The organism is Streptomyces sp. TAA040, assembly GCF_000424845.1.
Map to the genome: position 1 here is coordinate 34881 of NZ_AUKR01000020.1, position 22670 is coordinate 57550.

General features: G+C 73.8%; 17 protein-coding genes and 1 pseudogene. 10 read left to right on the top strand and 8 right to left on the bottom strand.

Features of this window, described 5'->3' with window-relative positions; translation table 11 throughout:
* Window positions 1-55 precede the first annotated feature (55 nt).
* Complete coding sequence (locus tag H300_RS0116880; RefSeq protein WP_051270121.1) at window positions 56-1309, top strand: geranylgeranyl reductase family protein; 1254 nt, start codon at window positions 56-58, stop codon at window positions 1307-1309.
* A 54-nt stretch (window positions 1310-1363) separates the two neighbouring features.
* Here the strand turns inward: H300_RS0116880 and H300_RS0116885 are convergent, their stop codons facing one another.
* On the bottom strand, window positions 1364-2110 hold the full coding sequence (locus H300_RS0116885; protein WP_028428372.1) for a maleylpyruvate isomerase N-terminal domain-containing protein: 747 nt from the start codon (window positions 2108-2110) through the stop codon (window positions 1364-1366).
* Window positions 2111-2265: 155 nt separating this feature from the next.
* Here H300_RS0116885 and H300_RS0116890 point away from each other — a divergent pair, with 155 nt between their 5' ends.
* Window positions 2266-3495: an ROK family protein gene (locus H300_RS0116890; protein ID WP_028428373.1), complete on the top strand. Its 1230-nt coding sequence runs from the start codon at window positions 2266-2268 to the stop codon at window positions 3493-3495.
* Between the two features lie 116 nt (window positions 3496-3611).
* Window positions 3612-3995, top strand: a complete 384-nt coding sequence (locus H300_RS0116895; RefSeq protein ID WP_028428374.1) for a PPOX class F420-dependent oxidoreductase — start codon at window positions 3612-3614, stop codon at window positions 3993-3995.
* A 77-nt stretch (window positions 3996-4072) separates the two neighbouring features.
* On the opposite strand, the gene H300_RS27380 is transcribed toward H300_RS0116895, so the two are convergent.
* Together H300_RS27380 and H300_RS27385 are read right to left on the bottom strand one after the other, a co-directional pair.
* Window positions 4073-4573, bottom strand: coding sequence for an ATP-binding protein (locus H300_RS27380; protein ID WP_486583916.1), 501 nt, complete (start codon window positions 4571-4573; stop codon window positions 4073-4075).
* A gap of 212 nt (window positions 4574-4785) precedes the next feature.
* The gene (locus H300_RS27385; RefSeq protein WP_051270122.1) at window positions 4786-5172 is read right to left on the bottom strand and encodes a hypothetical protein; all 387 of its coding nucleotides are present in this window, start codon (window positions 5170-5172) and stop codon (window positions 4786-4788) included.
* A gap of 98 nt (window positions 5173-5270) precedes the next feature.
* Here H300_RS27385 and H300_RS0116910 point away from each other — a divergent pair, with 98 nt between their 5' ends.
* Together H300_RS0116910 and H300_RS0116915 are read left to right on the top strand one after the other, a co-directional pair.
* On the top strand, window positions 5271-6413 hold the full coding sequence (locus H300_RS0116910) for a PLP-dependent cysteine synthase family protein (RefSeq protein WP_486583917.1): 1143 nt from the start codon (window positions 5271-5273) through the stop codon (window positions 6411-6413).
* A gap of 129 nt (window positions 6414-6542) precedes the next feature.
* Entirely contained in the window at window positions 6543-8999 is a 2457-nt protein-coding gene (locus H300_RS0116915; RefSeq protein WP_028428376.1) for a hypothetical protein, read from the top strand.
* Here H300_RS0116915 and H300_RS0116920 read toward each other — a convergent pair.
* Together H300_RS0116920 and H300_RS0116925 are read right to left on the bottom strand one after the other, a co-directional pair.
* The gene (locus H300_RS0116920; RefSeq protein WP_028428377.1) at window positions 8969-11389 is read right to left on the bottom strand and encodes a right-handed parallel beta-helix repeat-containing protein; all 2421 of its coding nucleotides are present in this window, start codon (window positions 11387-11389) and stop codon (window positions 8969-8971) included. The two genes, H300_RS0116915 and H300_RS0116920, sit on opposite strands and share 31 nt — an antisense overlap.
* Before the next feature lie 172 nt (window positions 11390-11561).
* Complete coding sequence (locus H300_RS0116925; RefSeq protein ID WP_028428378.1) at window positions 11562-12170, bottom strand: Rv1733c family protein; 609 nt, start codon at window positions 12168-12170, stop codon at window positions 11562-11564.
* A 434-nt stretch (window positions 12171-12604) separates the two neighbouring features.
* On the opposite strand from H300_RS0116925, the gene H300_RS0116930 reads away from it, so the two are divergent.
* Window positions 12605-14017, top strand: a complete 1413-nt coding sequence (locus H300_RS0116930) for a family 2B encapsulin nanocompartment shell protein (protein ID WP_028428379.1) — start codon at window positions 12605-12607, stop codon at window positions 14015-14017.
* Between the two features lie 139 nt (window positions 14018-14156).
* Window positions 14157-15524 carry a family 2B encapsulin nanocompartment shell protein gene (locus H300_RS0116935; protein ID WP_028428380.1) on the top strand — a complete coding sequence of 456 codons (1368 nt, stop codon included), beginning with the start codon at window positions 14157-14159 and terminating at the stop codon, window positions 15522-15524.
* 93 nt (window positions 15525-15617) lie between these two features.
* Here H300_RS0116935 and H300_RS0116940 read toward each other — a convergent pair whose 3' ends face one another.
* Entirely contained in the window at window positions 15618-17996 is a 2379-nt protein-coding gene (locus tag H300_RS0116940) for a phosphoketolase family protein (protein WP_028428381.1), read from the bottom strand.
* 121 nt (window positions 17997-18117) lie between these two features.
* Between H300_RS0116940 and H300_RS0116945 the strand changes: the two genes are divergently transcribed.
* Together H300_RS0116945 and H300_RS30370 are read left to right on the top strand one after the other, a co-directional pair.
* Entirely contained in the window at window positions 18118-18567 is a 450-nt protein-coding gene (locus tag H300_RS0116945) for a cyclic nucleotide-binding domain-containing protein (protein WP_028428382.1), read from the top strand.
* Between the two features lie 686 nt (window positions 18568-19253).
* A pseudogene (locus H300_RS30370) lies at window positions 19254-19611 on the top strand (DUF779 domain-containing protein).
* A 60-nt stretch (window positions 19612-19671) separates the two neighbouring features.
* On the opposite strand, the gene H300_RS0116950 reads toward H300_RS30370, so the two are convergent.
* Both H300_RS0116950 and H300_RS0116955 read right to left on the bottom strand, forming a co-directional pair.
* The gene (locus H300_RS0116950; protein ID WP_028428383.1) at window positions 19672-20529 is read right to left on the bottom strand and encodes an MOSC N-terminal beta barrel domain-containing protein; all 858 of its coding nucleotides are present in this window, start codon (window positions 20527-20529) and stop codon (window positions 19672-19674) included.
* A 67-nt stretch (window positions 20530-20596) separates the two neighbouring features.
* Window positions 20597-21052, bottom strand: coding sequence for a DUF6643 family protein (locus tag H300_RS0116955; RefSeq protein WP_028428384.1), 456 nt, complete (start codon window positions 21050-21052; stop codon window positions 20597-20599).
* A 316-nt stretch (window positions 21053-21368) separates the two neighbouring features.
* On the opposite strand from H300_RS0116955, the gene H300_RS0116960 reads away from it, so the two are divergent.
* Window positions 21369-22592, top strand: coding sequence for a TerD domain-containing protein (locus H300_RS0116960; protein WP_028428385.1), 1224 nt, complete (start codon window positions 21369-21371; stop codon window positions 22590-22592).
* The last annotated feature ends 78 nt before the right edge of the window (window positions 22593-22670 follow it).

The following is a 22670-nucleotide window of genomic DNA, read 5'->3' on the forward strand; positions in this document are numbered from 1 at the left end:
ACTGGGGCCAGGCCTCACCGAGAACCGGCCGGTCGAGCGGGAGCAGCAGCAGATCGTGAGCAGCGAAGACACTTCGGGCACAGCCGACGCGAGCGCGGGCGGAAACCCCGCGGAGGAGGGCCCCGTCTGGGACGTGATCGTGGTCGGTGCCGGACCGGCGGGCGCCTCCGCGGCGTACGCCGCTGCCGCCGCCGGCCGCAGGGTGCTGCTGCTGGAGAAGGCGCAGCTGCCGCGGTACAAGACCTGCGGCGGGGGCATCATCGGCCCCTCGCGGGACGCCCTGCCGCCCGGCTTCGCGCTGCCCCTGCGGGACCGGGTGCACGCCGTCACCTTCTCCCTCGACGGCCGGCTGGCCCGCACCCGGCGTTCGCGGTCGATGCTCTTCGGCCTGGTCGACCGCCCGGAGTTCGACCAGGCGCTGGTGGAGTCCGCGCAGCAGGCCGGTGCGCGGCTGCGCACCGGTGCCACCGTCTCGCGGGTGGAGCAGCACGGCCCCGAGGTCCCCGACCGGCGGACGGTGGCGGTCGTGCTGTCCGGCGGCGAGACGCTGCTGGCGCACGCCGTGGTCGGTGCGGACGGCAGCGCGGGCCGGATAGGCGCCCACGTCGGGGTGCGGATGGACCAGGTGGACCTCGGCTTGGAGCACGAGATCCCGGTCCCGTCGACGGTGGCCGAGGACTGGTCGGGGCGGGTGCTGATCGACTGGGGTCCGCTGCCCGGTTCCTACGGATGGGTCTTCCCCAAGGGCGACACCCTGACCGTCGGCGTGATCTCCGCCCGCGGCGAGGGCGCGGCGACCAAGCGCTACCTGGAGGACTTCACCGCCCGCCTCGGGCTGGCCGGCTTCGAGCCGAGCGTCTCCTCCGGGCATCTCACCCGCTGCCGATCCGAGGACTCGCCGCTCTCCCGCGGCCGGGTGCTGGTCTGTGGCGACGCCGCCGGACTGTTGGAACCGTGGACGAGGGAGGGCATCTCCTTCGGTCTGCGCTCGGGACGGCTCGCGGGGGAGTGGGCCGTGCGCATCGCCGAGGCGCACGACGCGGTGGACACCCGGCGGCAGGCGCTGAACTACGCCTTCGCCGTCAAGGCGGGCCTCGGGGTGGAGATGGGCGTCGGACGCCGTCTGCTCTCCGTGTTCGAGAAGCGCCCCGGACTGGTGCACGCCGTGCTGACCGGTTTCCGCCCGGCCTGGTCGGTCTTCGCCAGGATCGTCCGCGGCTCCACCACGCTCGGCGAGGTCGTCCGCGACCACCCGCTCGCCCGCCGGGCGCTGGACGCGGTGGACCGCCGCGCGGCCGCCGAGCGCTGACCGGCCCCGGCACGCGGGCATCGGGGCCCGCCCCGGGCCACGGCACGCGGCCCGTCAGCCGATCGACGAGGTGCGCTGCCACAGCTCGACGACGGAGCGGTCCCCTGTGACCTCCACGCCCGAGTGGAAGGACGTCCGGTTCCACAGCGCCAGGTAGAGCACCTCCGCCGGGCCGCTGATCTCGCAGTCCGGCGGGTCCTGTGCGCCGCACACCGCCCTGACCGGCCGGTCGGTGATCCGCGCCGTCCAGACGCACTCCTCGTCGGTGTCGGTGGCGCGCACCCGCACCACCAGCGGGCGGTCGCTGCGCACCCGGCTCCGCTCTCGGGCGTGGAAGCCGGTGAGCAGTTCGTCGATGCCGTCGGCCGCGACGTGGCGGGGCACCGGCGACAGCGTGTGGCCCTCGGCCTGCTCGGCGTCGACCCGGTGGATCGTCGTCTCGTGCGTCTGACGGCGGGCCCAGAACGCCAGCGGGCTCGCCCCGCCCGGGAGGAAGGTCCAGCAGCGCAGGTCGTCGCCGGCGCCACGCAGGGCGTCCAGCAGGGACCGGTGGCCCTGCCGGAACCAGTCGGACAGCTCCCCGTCCGGCACCGGATCGTCCGGCACCGGGCCCGGCCGCTCCCGGGCCTCGGCCACGAAGCCGGTGGCCCAGCGGTGCACCGCGCCCTGGTGGCGGACCAGGTCCCGTACCCGCCAGCCGGGGCAGGAGGGCACCTCCGCGTCCGGTCCAGCGTTCCCGGCCGCGGCGATCAGCGAACGGCCCTCGCGGTCGAGGGCGGTGAGGAACTCGGCGGTCTCCATCGGCCGGATTCTGCCAGCCGCACCGGGAACCGTCCCCGGTCCCGCGCGCCCGATGCGCTCCCGGGGCGGTGGGACGGCCGGCGGGAGCAGTTCCGGGGGGCGCGCGCCGCTGCCACCTGTTTTGTTCACGGTCAACACAAAGGGACAATAGTGCGGTGAACCAGACTCGCAGCAGGCCGGACCGGGGCCGGAGCGCACTCGGACCTGCCCTGGAACTCGTACACACCGGGCGGGCACCGACACGGGCGGTGCTCACCGCGGCCCTCGGCGTCACCCGGGCCACTGCCGGGGCGGTGGCCGCCGAGCTCCAGGCGCTCGGGTTGATCAGAGTGGACTCCCGGCCCGCCAGCCCCGCCGGGGCGCAGGGCAGGCCCTCGCACCGGCTGTCGCTCGACCCCGGCGGCCCGGTGGTGCTCGCCGCGCAGGTGCACGCGGACGGGTTCCGTGCCGCCCTCGTCGGCCTCGGGGGCAGGGTGGTCGCCACCGCGCCGGGGTGCGTTACCGTCGACGCCGACCCCTCCCAGGTGCTGCGCGCGGTGGTGGCGGCCGGTGCCGGGCTGCTTCGGGAGACCGGCCGCCGCTGCGTCGGAGCCGGGCTCGCCGTTCCCTCGGCGGTGGCGGAACCGGAGGGCACCGCGCTCAACCCGCTGCACCTCGCCTGGCCGGCCGGGGCTCCGGTGCGGGACATCTTCTCCCGCTGCCTGGCCGAGGCCGGGGTCACCGGGCCGGCGCCCGGGAGCGCGGCCGCCGGGTTCGCGGCGAACGACGTCAACCTCGGTGCACTCGCGGAGCACCGGCACGGAGCAGGCCGGGGCGCCCACCACCTGCTGTGCGTGGCCACCGGCCATCGCGGGGTCGGTGGTGCGCTGGTGCTGGAAGGGCGGCTGCACAGCGGCAGTTCGGGCCTGGCGCTCGAGGTCGGCCATCTCACGGTCGACCCGCAGGGCCGGGCCTGCCACTGCGGCAGCCGCGGCTGCCTCGACGTGGAGACCGACCCGCTGGCGCTGCTGGAGGCCGCGGGCCGCGCTCCGGGCCCCGAGGTCTCGCTGCTCGACGAGGCGCGCGGACTGCTCCGCACCGGCTACGCCACCGACCCCCGGGTGCGCGACGCCGCGAGGCTGCTGATCGACCGGCTCGGCCTCGGACTGGCCGGACTGGTGAACCTCCTCGACCCGGACCGCATCATCCTCGGCGGACTCCACCGGGAGCTGCTGCTCGCCGACCCCGGGCGGCTGAGGGACCGGGTCGCCGACCGGAGCCTGTGGGGCCGCAGCGGCGGAGTGCCGGTGCTGGCCTGCACCCTCGACCACAACAGCCTGGTGGGCGCCGCGGAGCTGGCCTGGCAGCCGGTGCTGGACGACCCGCTGGTCCTTCAGGAGGTCTGAGCGGGCCGGAGCGGTCCCGGCCGGCGGGCGCGGCCGACCGTGCGGAAGCGTCCGTCCAGGGCGCGTCGTTGCGGAGGGGGAGGCGGCGCGGGCGGCGGGCACGTAGCCTCGCGGGCATGATGCCCACCGAGCTCGCCCGCAGCAGCTACGTCAGTCTGGTCACCTACCGCCGCGACGGCACGGCGGCGGCCACCCCGGTCTGGGCGGCTCCGGACGGTGAGGAACTGCTGGTGTGGACGCGGGAGGACTCGTACAAGGTCAAGCGGCTGCGCCGCGACGACCGGGCGACCGCGACGGTCTGCGACGTCCGCGGACGAATCCCCGAGGACGCTCGGCCGGTGGAGGGGCGCGGGCGGCTGCTGGAGACCTCCGAGGAACTCGACCGGGTGCGCATGGCCCTGGCCCGGAAGTACGGCTGGCGGTTCCGGCTGGTCGAGGGCGGCGGTGCGCTGCTGCGGCGCGGCAAGCGGCCCCACGTGGGCGTCGCGCTCCGCTTTTGAGTCCCGGGCGCCTCGTGGTGCGGGCCGCGAGGCCCTGGACCCGCCCCGGGCGGGCGGTCCGCGACGGCCCGGGCGGTTCAGCCGGGCAGCGCGCGGGCCGCCTCGTCGGCCGCTCCGGCCCGCTGCCCCCGCCGCTCCCCAGGCGGCTCCACCGGCAGGGTGAACCAGACGACCTTGCCGCTGCCGCCGCGCTGGGCACGCATCCCCCAGCTCTCGCTCACGGCGGCGACGAGCGCCAGCCCCCGGCCGCTGGTGGCCAGCGCTCCCGCGGTGCGGACCTGCGGCAACCGCGGGTCGTGGTCCCGCACCGAAACGGTGAGCCGGTCCCAGAGCAGCACCAGTTCCACCGTGCAGTGCTTGTCCTCACCGGTGTGCCGGTGGACGTTCGCGAGCAGCTCCGAGACGCCCAGCGCGACGGTGTCCTGCAGCGGATCGAGCTTCCAGTAGCGGAGCTGGGCGGAGACGATGCGGCGGACCTGCCCGATGCGGGACGGCAGGGCCTGGAACTCGACGGCGCAGTGCCGACTGGGGGCGGGGCGACTGATCACGGCTGCGACTCCCTGGGGCCGGGGCGACATGCGTGGCGGCGGGCCGGACGCCGGTGACCGGTAGGCACCGGCCGAACCGGCGCACCCCGGGACGCGCACGGGCGCCGCGCGGCGCCGCGGGCCCGTCGGAGGGCGGCCGCACCACCGGGAGGCGCCGTCGCTCGCGACGACGGGATGCCCTGACCTCAAGAGTGATCCGAGTCACAGGGAAGTGCAAATCGAGCACACCGTCCGCCCCGGTGTCAAGGGTGTGCGGTGCGCCGTTCGACCGTGACCTCGGCGGCGCCGATCCGCCGGACGGTCCCGGCCCGCCCGGCCGCGCCCCCGCTGGGCGCGCCCGGGCTCCGCCTCCTGGCGTTCCCCACCGCCGCCAGCAGCCCGTCGGGACCCGCGGCGGGCAGGCGCAGCAGGTAGTGGCTGCCGTTGAGGCTCGCCAGCGCACGGTTGCCCGGCACGTACCAGGGGCGGCGCACCTGCACCTCGCGGACTGGCGCGCTGTCGATCTCCCTGTCGTAGCTCGTCAGCAGCACGAGCCGGCCCTCGCTGACCCGCACCTGCCCGGCCCGGGTCAGCGAACGCAGCAGCCGCGTGATCCGCACCCCGGTTGCCTCGAAATCGGGTTCCCTCATACCGTGCCACCCTCCGCAGTCCCCGCTCGCCACCGTGCCCCGCTTGGCAGTCTGCCCGCGCCGCGAGCCTATGGCCAGAGGCCGCCTATGATCGTCCGGTGAGCAGTGAGCAGATCAGCGTCCCCGCCTCCGGCGGCCCCGCCGCCGCGACCGACGACGTCGACCGCAGCGATCAGCGCTACCGGGCCTGGCTCAAGGAGGCCGTACGCCGTGTCCAGGCGGACGCCAACCGGAGCGCGGACACCCACCTGCTGCTCTTCCCGCTGCCCGAGCACTGGGGCATCGACCTGTACCTCAAGGACGAGTCGACCCATCCGACCGGCAGTCTCAAGCACCGGCTCGCGCGCTCGCTGTTCCTCTACGGGCTGTGCAACGGCTGGATTCGGCCGGACAAGCCGGTGATCGAGGCGTCCAGCGGCTCGACCGCCGTGTCCGAGGCGTACTTCGCGAAGTTGATCGGGGTGCCGTTCATCGCGGTGATGCCGCGTACCACCAGCAGCGAGAAGACCCGCCTCATCGAGTTCCACGGCGGCCGGTGCCATCTGGTGGACGACCCGCAGACGGTGTACGCGGTCTCGGCCCGACTGGCTGCCGAGACCGGCGGCCACTACATGGACCAGTTCACCTACGCGGAACGCGCCACCGACTGGCGCGGGAACAACAACATCGCCGAGTCGATCTACCAGCAGCTCCGGCTGGAGCGCTTCCCGGAGCCGGCCTGGATCGTGGCCGCCGCCGGCACCGGAGGCACCTCGGCCACCATCGCCCGCTACGTGCACTACATGCAGTACGACACCCGGATCTGCGTGCCCGACCCCGAGAACTCCTGCTTCTTCGAGGGCTGGGTCACGGGGAACTCCGAAGCCGTCAGCGACTGCGGTTCGCGGATCGAGGGCATCGGCCGGCCGCGGATGGAGCCGAGCTTCGTCCCCGGCGCGATCGACCGGATGATGCGGGTACCGGACGCGGCGAGCATCGCGGCGGTGCGGGCGCTGGAGACCGCCACCGGCCGTCGGGCCGGCGGCTCCACCGGCACCGGGCTGTGGAGCGCCTGGAAGCTGATCGCCGAGATGCGCGAGCGAGGGGAGCGCGGCTCCGTCGTCACCCTGCTGTGCGACCCGGGCGACCGCTACCTCGACAAGTACTACTCCGACCGCTGGCTGGCCGAACAGGGTTTGGACATCGCCCCGTTCCTTGCCGCCGCCGACACCTTCCTGTCCACCGGCGCCTGGCGGCGCTGACCTTTCGACCGTCATCCGGCGCCGCCACGTCACGATTTCGGTGAATCTTCCACCCGGCGGCTGCAGGCGCCCGTTCCGGGAACGATGCTGGGGTGGACCGACCCACAGGCCCCCGGGGGGAGATCGACCATGCCGACGTCCGTACCCGAGCGCCGCCGTCCCGAGCCCGGCACTCCGGCCCCGGCGCTGGAACTGCTGGTGCACGGAGTCGGCGGGGCCACGCCGGAGGAGATGCTCGACGCCCCGCGCACCCGCCGGCTCACCGGCGACCGCACCGCCGGAATCCACCGCAGGGCCGAGGACGTCGACGCGGAGGACCGCCCGGGCGGCACCACCGGCAAGCCGGTGCCAGAGGCCTACTGCTGGTCCAACCTCACTTCGGGCAACGGAGCCAGGGCCCTGTGGCTCATCCTCCTGCCGTTCATGATCGCCAATCTGGCGCACTGGATGCGTCCCGCCGCCCCGCGCAAGGGGCTCGCCCAGCGCGCGTACTCGGTACTCGTGCGGCTGCTGGCCCTCTCGCTCACCGTCCTGCTGATCGCCGCCGCCTGCGAGGTCTCGCTCGACCTGATCGCCTGGCAGTGCGCGGGGGCCGCGGAGTGCGCCCGCGAGGCATCCTGGCTCACCTTCCTGGCCGCGGACGGCCAGGGGTGGTGGAGCCTGCCCGGCCGCCGGCTGGTGGTGGGCGCCCTCCTCCCGGTCGCCCTGACCCTCCTGCTGTGGTCGCTCTCGCACCGGACCTGGAGCGCCTACGAGTCCGCCTCCCCGCCTCCCGGGAACTCGGCACCGGCCGGCCCGCGACCGGACTCCGCGGACCGGCCGCCGCTGAGCCTGCCCGGGTTCTGGTACGGCCGCCGCCTGGTGAGCCGGCTGCGGGCCGCGCACACCGCCGCCGGGCTGCTCACCGTCGCCACCGCGCTGCACCTTGCCGCCGTGCCGTACGACACCCGCGTCGGCGGCCCCCTCCTGCCCGCCGGCCGGCTCCTGGGCGTCGCGCTCGCCACGTGCTGGCTGCTTGCGGTGCTGGTCGTCGTCCACCGGGGCCGCAGCGAGGACCGTCCGGACGACCGACCCGACCGGCTCGCGACTCTGGGCCTGCCCTGGACGGCCGCGGGGCTGCTCGTGCTCGCGGCGGTGCACACCGGCTGGGACCGGCCGGGCTGGGAGTCCGGCGCCCAACTCCCCGGTACCTCCTTCTTCGCCCTCTACGCCGTCGTCCAGTGCGTCCTGATCGCGATGCTGGCCGGTGCGGCCCTTGTCCTGAACCGGCGCGCCCCCGCCGGGCATCGCAGCGCACTGCACGGCCTGGGCGGTGCCGCGGTCGCCCTCCTCGCCTGCGCCACCGGCGGTGTACTCTCCGGCGGTGCCGCCCAGCGGGTCTCCGAGTGGCTGGGCCCCGGCTCCTCGGGCGGCGGCACCGGCGCCGCCGCGATAGCCGGGCCGCCGGTGGTCCTCGTCTGGCAGGCGGCGGTCATCCCGGCCCTCCTGGTCACGGTGCTGCTCGTGGTCCTCGCCGGTGCGGTGCGGACCTGGCGGACGGGCGCCCGCCTCGCTCCCGACGTACGGGCCGGCTATCCCGGCGAGCACGCCGACGGCCCGCCGAACGAGGAGCGCAGCCGCAGCATCGCCCGGACGGTGGCCAGGGCCCGGTTGACCGACTCGGCTCCCGTCCTGGTCGGGGCGGTGGCCGTGCTGACCCTGCTGCTCGGCGCCGGAGCCGTCCTCGGCGCCACCGCGACCGGAACGGCGCCCGCCGAAGCCGTCGTCGGTGTGCCGCCGCCGCTGCCCGCCCTCGGCGCTCTCGCCCAGGCCGTGGGTTCCTGGCTCACCGGCGCCCTGGTCATACTGCTGCTGACGACCGGCAGGCGCGCCTACCGGGACGCCGGCGCCCGGCGGACGGTCGGCATCCTCTGGGACGTGGGCACCTTCTGGCCGCGCGCCGCCCACCCCTTCGCCCCGCCCTGCTACGCCGAGCGCGCGGTGCCCGATCTCAGCTGGCGGATCAGCACCTGGACCCGGCTCACCGCCGGCCGGCTCGTCCTGTCCGGGCACTCCCAGGGCAGCGTGCTGGCCGCGGCGGCGGTGTGGCAGCTCGCCCCGGAGACCCGCCGCAGGGTGGCGCTGCTGACCTACGGTTCGCCGCTGGAGCGCCTCTACGGCCGCTGGTTCCCCGCCTGCTTCGGTCCGGAGGCCCTCCGGTCCCTGCACCGCGAACTGGACTGCTGGCGGAACCTCTGGCGGGAGACCGACCCGATCGGCGGCCCGGTGCGGGTCCCCGGCGCCTCCGGCCCCGGGGTGGACCGCGGACCCCTCAAGGACCCCCTGCGGTACGGTCGCACCCTGCGGTACCCGCTGCCCTCCGCCGTGCTGGGCCACAGCGACTACGAGGCCGATCCTGCGTTCGAGGAGGAACGGCGCGGCCTGCTGGCGCGGTTGGCCGGTGCCCAGGCGCGCGTACCCGGGGCGTCGGCAGCCGAGCGGCCCCGTGCGGGTGCCGACGCCGAGGGAAGCACGGCGGCGGCACCCGCCACGGAGTCCGGCGCCGCGCTGCCGCCTCAGGACGGCTCGGGAAGGTCCTCCGCGTAGAGCAGCGTGAGCTCCTCGGTGCTGGGATCGGCGAGTTGGGCGACCCGGCCGGCGTGCCGCTCCACCATCGCCTCGAAGGTCTGGCGGGCGGTGCGGCCGTTGCCGAACGAGGCGTCGCGCGGAATCGCCGCGAAGTGCTTGAGCAGCGCGTCGGCCGTGCCCAGGCCGAGGTGGTACTGCTGTTCCTCGGCCTGCTGCTGCACGATCTCCAGGAGCTCCTCCGGCTCGTAGTCCCCGAAGGTGATGGTGCGGGAGAACCGGGAGGCCACACCGGGGTTGACGGCGAGGAAGCGCGCCATCTCCTGGGTGTAGCCCGCGGCGATCACCACCACCTCGTCGCGGTGGTCCTCCATCAGCTTCACCAGCGTGTCGATGGCCTCCCGGCCGAAGTCCCTGCCGGAGTCCTCGGGGGAGAGCGCGTAGGCCTCGTCGATGAAGAGCACCCCGCCGCGCGAGCGGTCGAACGCCTCCTGGGTGCGGATCGCGGTGGAGCCGATGTGCTCGCCCACCAGATCGACCCGGGAGACCTCCACCAGGTGGCCGCGCTCGAGTACCCCGAGCGCGTGCAGGATCTCGCCGTAGAGCCGGGCCACGGTCGTCTTGCCGGTGCCCGGCGAGCCGGTGAAGACCAGGTGCCTGCGGGCGGAGGCGGCCTTGAGCCCCGCCAGTTGGCGCCGGCGCCCGACCTCGATCATGTCGGTCAGTGCTCTGACCTCGCGTTTGACACTGTCGAGGCCCACCAGGGCGTCGAGTTCGGAGAGCACCTCCGGTGCCGCCCGTGCGGGCTCCGGCTCGGGCCGCGGTTCCGGCGCGGGCCCGGCCGTCGGGGCTGCGCCGGCCGGGGCCTGCCCCGGCACGGTGCTGAGCAGCCCGGCCACCTCCACCGCGGGTGCCCGCGGTGGAGGTGGCGCGGGCGCGGCAGCCGTCTCGTCGCTGCTGCACTCCTCGGTCGTCGGCCCGTCCTCGGCGAACTCGTAGCCGCCGCGGCTGCACCGCTCGGTACGGCAGCGGGTGAGCACCGACCGGCAGCCGTCGATGACGTGGAAGCCGTAGCCCCGCGACCCGGTCACCCGGCAGCCGGTGAAGGTCCCCCGCCCCTGCGCCGAGACGTAGAAGCCCGCCTCGGCCGGGTTGGTGACGGTGCTGCGCTCCACCGTCGGGTCGGCGCCCTTGGTCACGATGACACCGGTGGCCACCTCGTCGATGGTGCAGCCCGAGAGCGTGCCGCCGCTGCCGTGGTCGCGGAACCACGCGCCGGTGGCGGCCTCCCGGATGCGGCAGTCGTCCAGTTGCACGATGCCGCCGTCGCTCACCGAGACCGCGGTGCCGCGCACCTGGCCGATGTCGCTGTCCACCACGTCCGCCCGCGACCCGCGGTCCAGGACGAACAGGGCGTCCGGCACCTCGTGCACCCGGCAGGTGTCGAGCACAGCGGTGGCGCCGTCGCTGATCCACACCGCCGGGTAGTCGCCGGTGCTCTCGTGGATCTCGCAGCGGTTGGCGTCCACCCGCGTGCCGGGGTCCCATACCGAGAGCCCGTTGCGTCCGAAGCGGCGCACTACCGACCGGGTCAGGGTCAGCACCGAGCGGGAGCGGAGGTCCACCGCGTTCTCGGGAATGTCGTGGATGTCGCAGTCGACGAGGGTGAGGACCGCGTCGGTGTCGAGCGTGATGCCGTCCGTCGTCGTCCGGTGCACCCGGCAGTCGGTGAGCTGCCCGGTGGCACGGGCGGCGGCCTGCACCCCCGTGCCCTTGATCTCGTAGAACTCGCAGCCGACGGCCTCCACCGCACTGCCCTCGCCGGTCAGCGCCAGACCCGCGCCGGAGGCGTGGTGCACCCGGCAGCGCTCCAGCCGCGGGTGCGCGCCGTCCCGCACCGCGATGCCGGACTGGCCGGCGGCCACCACCTCGCACTCCTCGAACAGGCCCCCCGCCCCGCCGGAGACGCTGATGCCCAGCCCCGCTGGGTTGTCCACCGTGCAGCGGCGCACGGTGGGCCGGGCCCCCTCGCGCACCTCGACACCGGCGGCCGACCGCGTCATCACCCGCAGCCCGGTGAGTTCCGGAGCCCCCGTCTCGACCAGCAGCGCGGGCGCGGAGGCGTCCTGCCCCTCGATTTGGAGGTCCCGCACGACCGCCGAGGAGCGCACGGTCAGTGGGACGCCCTCGGCAGGGGTGATGCGCACCGAGCCCGTCGTGGCGCGTTCGGGCCCGCGCAACGTCACCGCGCGGTCTATGACGAGGTTCTCCCGGTAGGTGCCGGGCGAGAGGGTGAGCACGTCACCGTCACCCGCCGCTTCCAGGGCGGCGGACAGCGAGGCGTAGTCCCCCGTGCGCCGCCGCCACCGCGACGTGCTGGTGTGTGTCACCTGGACCGCGCCCTGTGCCATGGACCGTTCTGCCCCAACCTTGTGCGGTGGTCGCCCGTGCACGGACTGCCGGTGCGACAACTGACTGTGCTGCGTGGAATGTGTGTGCTGCCGAGCCTGCTGGAGGCTCCACGGTAGCGTGTGCCACGCTGCCCGGATGACGGATCCGGCCCTGTCCGGCCGCCCGGCCCGGTCAGCTCGACGCGTCGGTACGGCCCCAGTCGGGCCCGAGCCGTTCCCACGCCTCCTCCCACCGCCGATACCGCCGCCGCAGGATTCCCGCCACGGTCACCCGCCGCACCGTCTCGACCGCGGCGCCCGCCGCCGCGGCGGCGACCAGGCCGGCCAGCGCACCGTGCGCGCGAGCGGTCGCGGCGCTCATCGGCGCCGTCGTGAGCCGGCCCGCCCGGTCCGTCCAGACACGGACCCGGTCGCCGGCGCCGGCGCCGGCGACCGTCGCGGACCGGCGGCTGCCGGTGCGCGCGGTGCCGTCCGGAGCCTGCCAGGCGACCAGCATCCGGGGACTGTCGTGCCGGTCGTCGGACGGACCCGGGCCGGCGCCGTCCGCCGTGCCGGGGTCGGCGACGACGGTCGCCCAGGTCCGCAGCCGGGAGGAGTGCTGCTCGCTCGCGAGGTCGAGCAGCGAGCGATGTGCCGCGCCACCGAGCGCGGCGCCGACCAGTGGTGCCCCGACGAGGGCGAGGAGCGCCGCGCCGAGCGCCAACCAGGACTCCAGCCGGTGACTGCGCGAGCACAGCGGATTGCGGCGCCAGCGCCACAGCCCGATGATCGCGCGAAACACCCGCCACTCCGCTCGCTCTGCCCCGGCTCCCGCGCCCGGCCGCGAACCGGGCGGGCCTTCGGGAGGCGTCCGGCCGCCGCACGGCGGACCGGGAGCGACTCGGGGAACAACCGTACTGCTCCGCGGTCCGATTGTCGTCGCCGAGGGACACCGACGAGTGAATTGTGATCTCGGAGCGCTGCGCGGTGCCGAGCGGACGGGAGGGCCCCGGACCGGTGATCGACAGCGCAGCGTGACAGGCGTCCGGCCCGGCGCTACGCACTGTTGGTGTTACCTGCTGTAAAGCGCGTTGGCTACCCGTCAATCACCGGGCGCATTCCAGCTATTGTCCTCTCTTTTGAGTGATTGCCGTTGATCGTCTCTTCTGGCTACTTTTCTCGCGCACCTCAGGGGAACCCCCCTCGCGTTCGCACTCAAGACAGGTGGTGTCCTGCGTGACGGCTTCGGTCGAGACAAACTCCGGCAACAGCACTCCGAGCCCACCGCTCAGCCTGGCCACTGCCGCCGCCCGGCAGTTGGCCACCACCACCAAGACGCCTCCGCAGATGCAGGGCATCTCGTCCCGGTGGCTGCTCAAGGTGCTGCCCTGGGTCCAGGTCTCCGGCGGCACCTTCCGGGTGAACCGGCGCACCAGTCACACCCTGGGCGACGGCCGGGTCGAATTCGTGTCGACCGGCGCGGAGATCCGGGTGATCCCCGCCGAACTCGGCGAACTTCCCATGCTCCGCGGCTACGAGGACTCCGCGGTGTTGGAGGAGCTGGCCGGCCGGTTCGTCCAGCGCGACTTCACCCCCGGCGAGATGATCCTGGAGGCGGGCCGGCCGGCGGACCGCGTGGTGCTCATCGCCCACGGAAAACTCGACCGGGTCGGGGTCGGCGCCTACGACGGCGAGACCTCGCTCGGCGTCCTGGCCGACGGCGACTACCTCGGTGACCGCCACCTGCTCCAGGAGAGCCCGGGGCAGTGGCAGTTCGGGCTCCGCTCGCTCACCAGCGGCACCGTGCTGACCCTCGCCCGCCAGGGGTTCGAGGAGACGCTGGAGCGGGCGCCGGGGCTGCGCGCGCACCTCACCGCCTTCCGCACCGCACTTCCGGTGCAGCGCACCCCGGAGGGGGAGCGCGAGATCGAACTGGCCGCCGGCCACCACGGGGAGCTGGAACTGCCCGGCACCTATGTGGACTACGACGCCACGCCCCGCGAGTACGGCCTGAGCGTGGCGCAGACGGTGCTGCGGGTGCACTCCCGGGTGGCGGATCTCTACAACGAGCCGATGAACCAGGTGGAGGAGCAGCTCAGGCTCACCGTGGAGGCACTGCGGGAGCGCCAGGAGAACGAACTGGTCAACAACCGGGAGTTCGGCCTGCTTCACAACGCCGACCTCGACCACCGCCTGCACACTCGCACCGGCCCGCCCACCCCCGACGACTTCGACGACCTGCTGGCCAGTGTCTGGAAGGAGCCCGGTGTCATCCTCGCCCACCCGAAGGCGATCGCCGCCTTCGGGCGGCAGTGCACGGCCCGCGGTATCCTTCCCGCCGGCACCGAGATCCAGGGGCACGCCGTCCCTGCGTGGCGGGGAGTCCCGATCCTGCCCTGCAACAAGATCCCGATCAGCGAGACCGGCACGACCTCGGTGCTCGCGATGCGCACCGGCGAGCAGTCCCAGGGCGTCGTGGGGCTGCACCGCACGGGCATCCCGGACGAGTACCGGCCCAGCCTGTCGGTCCGTTTCATGGGGATCAACGAGAAGGCGATCATCTCCTACCTCGTGAGCGCCTACTTCTCGGCCGCGGTACTGGTGCCCGACGCGTTGGCCGTCCTGGAGGACGTCGAGATCGGACTCTGACCCGCCGCATGTCCCGCCGGACTCGCACCGCGACCCGGCCCTGACCGCACCCCGGGCCGTGCGCCCGACCCGTCCGCCGCCGCTCGACGGGGGCGGCGGACGGACGCGCGCACTCTCTCCAACGGAAGGCTTCCGCCGCATGTCCCACTCCGCCACGACCAGTCTCGACACCGCCGCCGCCCGGCAGTTGGCCACCACCACCAAGACGCCCCCGCAGATGCAGGGCATCTCCTCCCGGTGGCTTCTGAAGATCCTGCCCTGGGAGCAGGTCTCGGCCGGCACCTACCGGGTGAACCGCAGGCTGAGCCACACCGTCGGAAACGGACGCGTCGAGTTCGTCACCACCGGCGCCGAGGTGCGCGTCATTCCCGCACAGCTCACCGAACTGCCGCCGTTGCACGGTTTCGAGGGCACCGAGGAGCTCCAGCAACTGGCGAGCCGCTGCGTCCAGCGCGAGTACGAGCCCGGTGCGGCCCTCGCGGAGAACGGCCGACCGATCGAGGAGGTGCTGCTGATCGCGCACGGCAAGATCAACAAGGTCGGTGCGGGCGAGTACGACGCCGAGACGGACCTCGGAGTACTCGCCGACGGCGACTGGGCCGGTGAGCACGCGCTCTTCGGCGAGGAAGTGGAGTGGGGCTGCACCCTGCGGGCCGTGACCCGCTGCACGGTGCTGGCCCTTCCGCTCTCCGAGTTCGAGGCGGTGGCCGCCCAGGCCGGCGGCCTGCGGGCACACCTCGACGGGTTCGTCTCCCGTACGCTGCCGCGGCAGAATCAGCGCGGCGAGGCGGACATCGAGCTCGCCTCGGGCCACCACGGCGAACTCGAGCTACCGGGCACCTTCGTCGACTACGACACCACCCCCCGCGAGTACGAACTGAGCGTGGCGCAGACGGTGCTGCGGGTGCACTCCCGGGTGGCGGATCTCTACAACGAGCCGATGAACCAGGTGGAGGAGCAGCTCAGGCTCACTGTCCAGGCACTGCGGGAGCGCCAGGAGCACGAGCTGATCAACAACCGGGACTTCGGGCTGCTCCACAACGCCGACCTCAAGCAGCGGCTGCACACCCGCACCGGCCCGCCCACCCCCGACGACCTTGACAACCTGATCTCCCGCCGTCGCAAGACGCAGTTCCTGCTCGCCCATCCGCGGGCGATCGCGGCCATCGGGCGCGAGTGCAGCAGCCGTGGGATCTACCCGCCGGAGACCGAGCTGAACGGCACCACCGTGCGCAGCTGGCGTGGCATCCCCCTGCTGCCCTGCAACAAGATCCCGGTCAGTCCCACCAACACCAGCTCGATCCTGGCCATGCGGGTCGGCCAGGAGAACGAGGGGGTCGTCGGACTGCACCAGACCGGTATCCCCGACGAGTTCGAACCGAGCCTCAACGTCCGCTTCATGGGAGTCAACGAGAAGGCGGTGATCTCCTACCTGGTCAGCGTCTACTACTCCGCGGCCGTCCTGGTACCGGACGCGCTCGGGGTCCTGGAGGACGTCGAGGTCTGAGCGGACACCGCCGCCCTGCGGCACAGCTGCGGGGCGGCACGGGAGAGCCGCGGGGCCGGGCCCGGCCCCGGTCCCGCACAGGAACCGGCCGGATCAGCCCGGCCACTGCCACGCGGTGACCTCCGGCAGATCGGTTCCGTGCGTCCGGGTCCACTCGTGGTGGCGGACGCGGACGTCCGCCATCGCCTGCCGCACGGCGGTTGCCCGGCCCACCGGAGCGGGCAACCGGTCGATCACGTCCATGACCAGCCGGTACCGGTCCATGTCGTTTCGCACCACCATGTCGAAGGGCGTGGTGGTGGAGCCCATCTCGCGGTAGCCGCGCACGTGCAGCCGCTCGGCCGCCGCCCGTCCGTGCGCCAGCCGGTGGATGAGCCACGGGTATCCGTGGTAGGCGAAGACCACCGGCCGGTCCCGGGTGAAGAGGGCGTCGAATTCGGTGCCCGTCATGCCGCGCGGATGCCGCCCGCGGGGGACGAGCCTCGTCGGGTCGACCACGTTCACCACCCGCAGCGCCACCTCGGGCAGGTGCTCGCGCAGCAGCGAGGCCGCGGCCAGCACCTCCTGGGTGGGCACGTCGCCCGCGCACGCCAGGACCACGTCCGGTTCCCGGCCGGGCTGCTCGGTGCCGGCCCACTCCCACATCCCGGCGCCGCGCGCGCAGTGCGCCCTGGCCTCGGCCGGGCCCAGCCAGTCGAACCCGGGTTGCTTCCCGGCCACCACGACGTTCACCACGTCCGTGCTGTGCAGGACCTCCTCCGCGACGCACAGCAGGGTGTTGGTGTCCGGCGGGAAGTGGACCCGGGCCACGTCGGGGCTCTTGTTCAGCACGTGGTCCACGAACCCGGGGTCCTGGTGCGAGAAGCCGTTGTGGTCCTGGCGCCAGGCGTGCGAGGTCAGCAGGAGGTTCAGCCCGGCCACCGGCGCCCGCCAGGGCACCGTGCGGGCGCTTTGCAGCCACTTCGCGTGCTGGGTGGCCATGCTGGAGACGATGTTCGCGAAAGCCTCGTAGGACGCGAACATCCCGTGCCGGCCGGAGAGCACGTACCCTTCCAGCCAACCCTCGCAGAGGTGCTCGGAGAGCACCTCCATCACCCGGCCGTGGTGGTCGAGGTCCATGTCGGTGCCGCGCGTACCGGCCTGCCAGGCCCTCTCCGATGCGTCATAGGCGGCGGAGAGCCGGTTGGAGTCCATCTCGTCCGGCGAGAAGAGGCGGAAGTCCCGCCGGTCGGCGGTCTCCTCCAGGACCCGGCGCAGCATCCTGCCCAGCTCCTTGGTCGGTTCGTGGACGCTCCCGCCCGGCCTGTCGACCGGCACCGCGAACTCCTCCGGAGCGGGCAGCGGCAGGGTGCGGCGCAGCCGTCCGCCGTTCGCCCGCGGGGCCGCGCCGAGCCGCAACGGCCCCGACGGGATCGTCGCCACCACCTCCGCACGGGGGCTGCCACCCTCGTCGAAGAGCTCGTCCGGCCGGTAGGAGCGCAGCCACGCGGCCAGTTCCGCCCGGTGCCCGGCGTCGTCCGCGACCCCGGAGAGCGGGATCTGGTGGGCCCGCCAGGTGTCCTCCACGGCCTGCCCGTCGACCTCGTGCGGCCCCGTCCACCCCTTCGGGGTGCGCAGGACGATCATCGGCCATCGGGGGCGCTCGGTGCGGCCCTCGGCCCGGGCGGCGTGCTGGAGCTCCGCGATCCGGTCCAGCGCCGCGTCGAGCGCGCCGGCCATCCGGCGGTGCACCTCAGCCGGGTCGCTGTCCGGTTCGGCGGACACGTGCAGCGGCTCGTGCCCGTACCCGCGCATCAGGAAGTCCAGCTCGTCCTCCGGGATGCGGGAGAGTACCGTGGGACCGGCGATCTTGTAGCCGTTCAGGTGGAGGATGGGCAGCACCGCGCCGTCGTTCACCGGGTCGAGGAACTTGTTGGCGTGCCAGGCCGCGGCGAGCGGTCCGGTCTCCGCCTCACCGTCGCCGATGACGCAGACACTGAGCTGGTCCGGACTGTCGAAGGCCGTCCCGTAGGCGTGCGAGAGCGAGTGCCCCAGCTCGCCGCCCTCCTGGATCGAGCCGGGCACCTCCGGTCCGGTGTGGCTGCCCACGCCGCCAGGCTGGGAGAAGTCCCGGAAGAACCGGACCATACCCGCCTCGTCGCGCCCGAAGTCCGGCGCCAGCTCGCCGTAGGACCCGTCCAGCCAGGCCCCGGCCAGTACCGCCGGTGCGCCGTGGCCCGGCCCCCACACGCACAGGGTGGGCTGCTCACGGGAGCGGATGACGCGGTTGAGGTGCGTGTACACGAGCGCCAGCCCCGGGCACGTGCCCCAGTGCCCCAGCTGGCGGGGTTTGATGTGTTCGGGGCGCAGCTCCTCGCGCAGCAGCGGGTTCCCGGTCAGGTAGAGCTGGCCCGCGGCCAGAAAGTTCATGGCCCGCCAGTGCGCATCGAGCTGCCCGCACTCGCGTTCGGTGAGAGAATGGATGGTCTCCATTGGTCCTCCAGCGGCGGTGTCCGAGCTTCCCGGCACCGGGTCCCCGATACGCCGCCCGTCACACCCCGCGGCCGGTGCCGGCCGCGGTCGAAGGGAACCCCGCGGAGAAAGGGCACCCGACATGCGCACGTTGACAGGACTGCTCGGCGCGTTGGCCCCCGAGCACGCGGACCGGCTGCGTGCCCTGGGACGGCAGGTCGCGTTCCCCGCCGGGGAACGCATCTTCGAGGAGGGGGAGCGCGCCGACCGGTTCTGGGTGATCCACACCGGTTCCGTGACCCTTGACCAGCACGTGCCGGGCCGCTCCCCGCAGGTGCTGGAGACGGTCGGCCACGGCGAGCTACTGGGCTGGTCGTGGCTGTTCCCCCCGTGCACCTGGCACATGGGGGCCGAGACGGGCAGCCCGGTCCGGGCGCTGGAGTTCGACGCGGCACGGGTGAAGAAGCTCTGCGACGCCGATCCCGCGCTGGGCTACGCCCTGGCGCTCGCGGTCGGGGAGATCGTCTCCCATCGGCTGCGGCGCTCCCGCTCCCGGCTGCTGGACAGCTACGGCCCCCATGCCATGGGCTGACCGCGTGCCCGGCTGACGGCGCTTCCCGCCCGCACGGATGTCGGGGCGCTCCGCCGCGCCGCGGGCGTTGCCCCCGGGTGCGGACCCCGCCGAGCGGGCCGGCGCGGTCCGCCGGGCCCACCAGGACTTCCTGAGGCTGGGCACCATCGGGCTTCCGGTCCGCAACGTCGTGGCCGAATCCTGGCGCCGCTGCGCGGGGGCGCGCGTCGAACCGGACGGACCCGCCCGGGTCGACCTCACCGCCGACGACCTCGCCGCACGCCGGGCCGAGCACCCGCTGGCCGGTGTGATGCCGCTGATCCGCGACATTCTGGGCACGGTCGCCCAGGACGGCGCGCACCTGCTCTCGGTGGGCGACGAGACCGGCCGGATGCTGTGGGTCGAGGGCCACGCCCAGGTGCGGCGCCGGGTGGAGCGGATGAACTTCGTCCCCGGCTCACGCTGGGCGAACCGTGCACCGGCACCAACGCCCCGGGCACCGCACTCGCGGTCGACCACGCGGTCCAGATCTTCGCCGCCGAGCACTACCGCCACCTTGTCCAGCGCTGGACGTGCGCCCCCGCCCCGCGTCCCTCCCCGGCCGGACGTGCCTCCCCGGCCGTCGTCCCGGTGCGTGGAGGCGGGTCCGGCGGGCGCCCGCCGGACCCGTCCGACCCTCCGAGGAGACGCACACGAGCGGCGAGCGGGTGGTACTCACCCCGGCGGCAGCGGACCTGCTGCGCGAACTCACCGGCAGACACGGCCCGCTGATGTTCCACCAGTCGGGAGGGTGCTGCGATGGCAGTGCCCCGATGTGCTATGTGCGGGGGGAGTTCCTGACCGGGTCCTCCGACGTCCTGCTGGAGGAACTGCCCGTGCCCGGGGTCGCCGACCCGGTGCCGTTCTGGATCTCGGTGAGCCAGTACGAACTCTGGCGGCACACCGACCTCACCGTCGACGTGGTGCCGGGGCGCGGCAGCCGGCTTCTCCCTCGAAGCGCCCGAGGGCGTGCGCTTCCTGATCCGGTCCCGCCTCCGCGAGCAGACCGGGGAGCACCCGGGCTGAGCAGCTCCGGGCCGAGCAGGCACCCGGACCGAGGAAGCCGGGGCCGCACCCGTCGGGGGCTCAGGGCGTTCGCGCCCGGTCGGGCACCTCGGCCCTGGCGAGCACCTCGCAACGATCCCCGCTGCGCACCCTGCCGGTGGTCTCCGGGATCAGGTTCTGGCCGAAGACCAGCTGATCCCCCGACCGACGGTGGCGGGCAAGGGTGCGCAGCGGTTCCACCCCCCGCACCGCGCTGCGCTGGTCCGTGCTGGTCACGACGCAGCGGCCGCACGGTTTCACCACCCGGAACACCACGTCGCCGATCCGGACGCGCCGCCAGCCGTCCTCCACCCACGGAGCGGTTCCGTCCAGCACGAGGTTGGGACGGAAGCGGTCCATCGGCAGCGGTCCCTCGTCGGCGTGGTCACCCCGGGCGATCAGGGCGTTGAGGGCGTTCAGCGAGGCGGTGGTGGTGAGCAGCAGCGGAAAGCCGTCGGCGAAGCCCACGGTCTCGCCCTCGCGGCCGAACGCCGGATCCACCGGACGTGCGAGCGGGTCGTCCAGCAGCACCGCCCGCACCGGCGTCCCGAGGTACTCGGAGAACCAGCGGCTCTGCTCGTCGGCCGCGCGGAGCGCGGGCACCCGGGAGTTCCAGATCCCGACGACCACGCGTTCCGCGGATGCGCCCGGCGGCCGCAGTTCCCCCGGAGGCATTCCGGGCGCGGTCAGCCGCACCGCATCCCCCGGCGCGGGTGCGGCCGACACCAGAGCGAGGCGCGGCTGCCGGCGCTGCGTCACCTGGCGGTCGTCCGTGCCGACCAGCATCCACCGTCGGTCCCCCGCCAGCCCCCACGGCTGCACCTCGGCCGTCCCGGGCGACCAGCCGCCCAGGGCCTTCACGGGGTACACATGCAGGGTGCGGAGCACGGGCGTCGGCATGCCGCCATCCTCCCATTCGGGCGGCATGGCACGGCGAGCCCGGGCGCTTCCCCTGTGATCGGCCGGCTCAGTACCCGGGAGCGGGGTGCTGCCGTCCGTACGGGTCCTCGTACATGCCGGGCATCTGCCGCGGGACGGCGGGCCGCGGCGCCACCGGGCGCATCGGCTGCTGGTACTGCGGCTGCTGCGGGGCCTGCTGCTGGTACTGCGGGTACGGCTGCGGGGCCTGGTAGCCGCGGTCGGGCCCGGCCTGCTGCGGGAAGTACGACGGGGTGGGCTGCTGCGCGGTCTGGTACCCCCGCTGGGGGAAGTGGGAGGAGGGTCCCGCCGCGAGTGCCGGCAGCGCCGACGGCAGGGCGGGCAGGTTACTGCTCGGCGCTTCGTAGGCGGCCGGTACCCGGATGGGGGCGATCTGCGGGGTGCCCCGCTCGGCCACCAGGCTGTCGTAGATCGGAGTGTCGGCAAAGGGCCGTGCGGTGTAGTAACCACCGCCGTAGCTTCCACCGAGGGAGGGGGAGGTCATGCTCCACAAGTTAAGCGGAAGATGTGCCGGTTGAGGACCCCGGTATGGGGGTCATTTTGCGGGTTCCGGACGAGTACGTGTCCCCAATACGAGCGAATCTGTCAAAAACGGTCGCACCAGACGCCTTCCGTAGGGTAAAAACTGCGTCCGTCCTCGCCGCAGACCGGGGCTGCGGCCCGATCCGCGGTCGGGGCGTGACCGGCGGCGGGGAGGCGGGCCAGCGGCGTCCGCGGGGGCGGTGGCATAGGTTGGAGGGCAGCCGAGCAGGAAGTGCGGCACGATCCACGAGCCGTCCCGAGGGGGAGCACCGATGACGATGCGCAAGGGAACCAACGTGCCGCTGGCGGCGGCCGGGGTCAGGGTCGAGACGGTCTGGCGCTCCGGCCCGGGGGTCCCCGACGTGGACGCCTCCGCGCTGCTGCTCACCGCAGGAAAGGTCCGTTCGGACGCGGACTTCGTCTTCTACAACCAGCCCGCCCACGCCTCCGGCGCGGTCCGCCACGAGGGCAAGCGTCCGGAAACCGGCGCCGTCACCGACACGCTCTCGGTGGATCTGGGCGGGGTGGAGCCGGGCGTCGAGACGGTCGTCATCGCCGCCTCCGCGGACGGGGGCAGCTTCGGCCGGGTCCCCGGGTTGCACGTGCGGGTCCTCGACGCGGCGAACGGAACCGAACTCGCCCGCTTCGACAGCGAGGACGCCGGTACGGAGACCGCCTTCGTGCTCGGCGAGCTCTACCGCCGCCAGGGCGCCTGGAAGTTCCGTGCTGTCGGTCAGGGGTACGACACCGGTCTCGCCGGGCTGGCGGGCGACTTCGGCATCTCCGTGGACGAACCCGCCCCCGCCGCGCCACCCGCCGCCCCCGCTCCCCGGACCCCGGTGGCTCCGCAGGCTCCGGCACCGGTACGTCCCAGGAAGGTGACGCTCACCAAGGAGGCACCCTCCGTCTCGCTGCGGAAGCAGGGCGGCGGCTCCGGTACGATGCGGGTCAACCTCAACTGGGAGGTGCACAAGCAGTTCAAGGGCTGGGGCCAGAAACTGGGCCGGGCGATGGCGATGCACCACGACCTCGACCTCGACCTGTGCGCACTCTACGAAATGGCCGACGGCCGCAAGGGCGTCGTGCAGGCGCTCGGCAACGCCTTCGGCTCCCTGCACCAGCCGCCCTACGTGCTGCTGGACGGCGACGACCGCACCGGCGCCGTCGACACCGGCGAGAACCTCACCGTGAACCTCGATCACGCCGCGGACCTCCGACGGGTGCTGATCTTCGTCACCATCTACGAGGGCGCCCGCAGTTTCGCCAACCTGAACGCCACCGTCACGCTCACCCCCCAGCACGGTGCCCCGATCGACTTCTCGCTGGACGAGTGCACCGTCCCCTCCACGGTCTGCGCGCTCGCCCTGATCACCAATCGCGGCGGGGACCTGGTCGTCGACCGGGAGGCGCGCTACCTCGTCCCGGAGCGGGGCGTCAGCCCGCAGCGCACGGTGGACGCCGCGTACAGCTGGGGCATGCAGTGGGCCCCCGGCCGCAAGTGACCTTGCCGTCCAGCCCCGGGGGCCGGACGGCGCCGCCGCTGCGACCGGCGCCCGCCCCTCGCCGCGTACTCTTGCCGC

What these genes read in the sequence shown, in the direction of transcription:
- H300_RS0116955 (WP_028428384.1), bottom strand. Translation starts at nt 21,052, where the DNA reads ATGACCTCCCCCTCCCTCGGTGGAAGCTACGGCGGTGGTTACTACACC.
- H300_RS0116950 (WP_028428383.1), bottom strand. Translation starts at nt 20,529, where the DNA reads ATGCCGACGCCCGTGCTCCGCACCCTGCATGTGTACCCCGTGAAGGCC.
- H300_RS0116945 (WP_028428382.1), top strand. Translation starts at nt 18,118, where the DNA reads ATGCGCACGTTGACAGGACTGCTCGGCGCGTTGGCCCCCGAGCACGCG.
- H300_RS0116935 (WP_028428380.1), top strand. Translation starts at nt 14,157, where the DNA reads ATGTCCCACTCCGCCACGACCAGTCTCGACACCGCCGCCGCCCGGCAG.
- H300_RS27380 (WP_486583916.1), bottom strand. Translation starts at nt 4,573, where the DNA reads ATGTCGCCCCGGCCCCAGGGAGTCGCAGCCGTGATCAGTCGCCCCGCC.
- H300_RS0116940 (WP_028428381.1), bottom strand. Translation starts at nt 17,996, where the DNA reads ATGGAGACCATCCATTCTCTCACCGAACGCGAGTGCGGGCAGCTCGAT.
- H300_RS27385 (WP_051270122.1), bottom strand. Translation starts at nt 5,172, where the DNA reads ATGAGGGAACCCGATTTCGAGGCAACCGGGGTGCGGATCACGCGGCTG.
- H300_RS0116895 (WP_028428374.1), top strand. Translation starts at nt 3,612, where the DNA reads ATGATGCCCACCGAGCTCGCCCGCAGCAGCTACGTCAGTCTGGTCACC.
- H300_RS0116885 (WP_028428372.1), bottom strand. Translation starts at nt 2,110, where the DNA reads ATGGAGACCGCCGAGTTCCTCACCGCCCTCGACCGCGAGGGCCGTTCG.
- H300_RS0116920 (WP_028428377.1), bottom strand. Translation starts at nt 11,389, where the DNA reads ATGGCACAGGGCGCGGTCCAGGTGACACACACCAGCACGTCGCGGTGG.
- H300_RS0116960 (WP_028428385.1), top strand. Translation starts at nt 21,369, where the DNA reads ATGCGCAAGGGAACCAACGTGCCGCTGGCGGCGGCCGGGGTCAGGGTC.
- H300_RS0116915 (WP_028428376.1), top strand. Translation starts at nt 6,543, where the DNA reads ATGCCGACGTCCGTACCCGAGCGCCGCCGTCCCGAGCCCGGCACTCCG.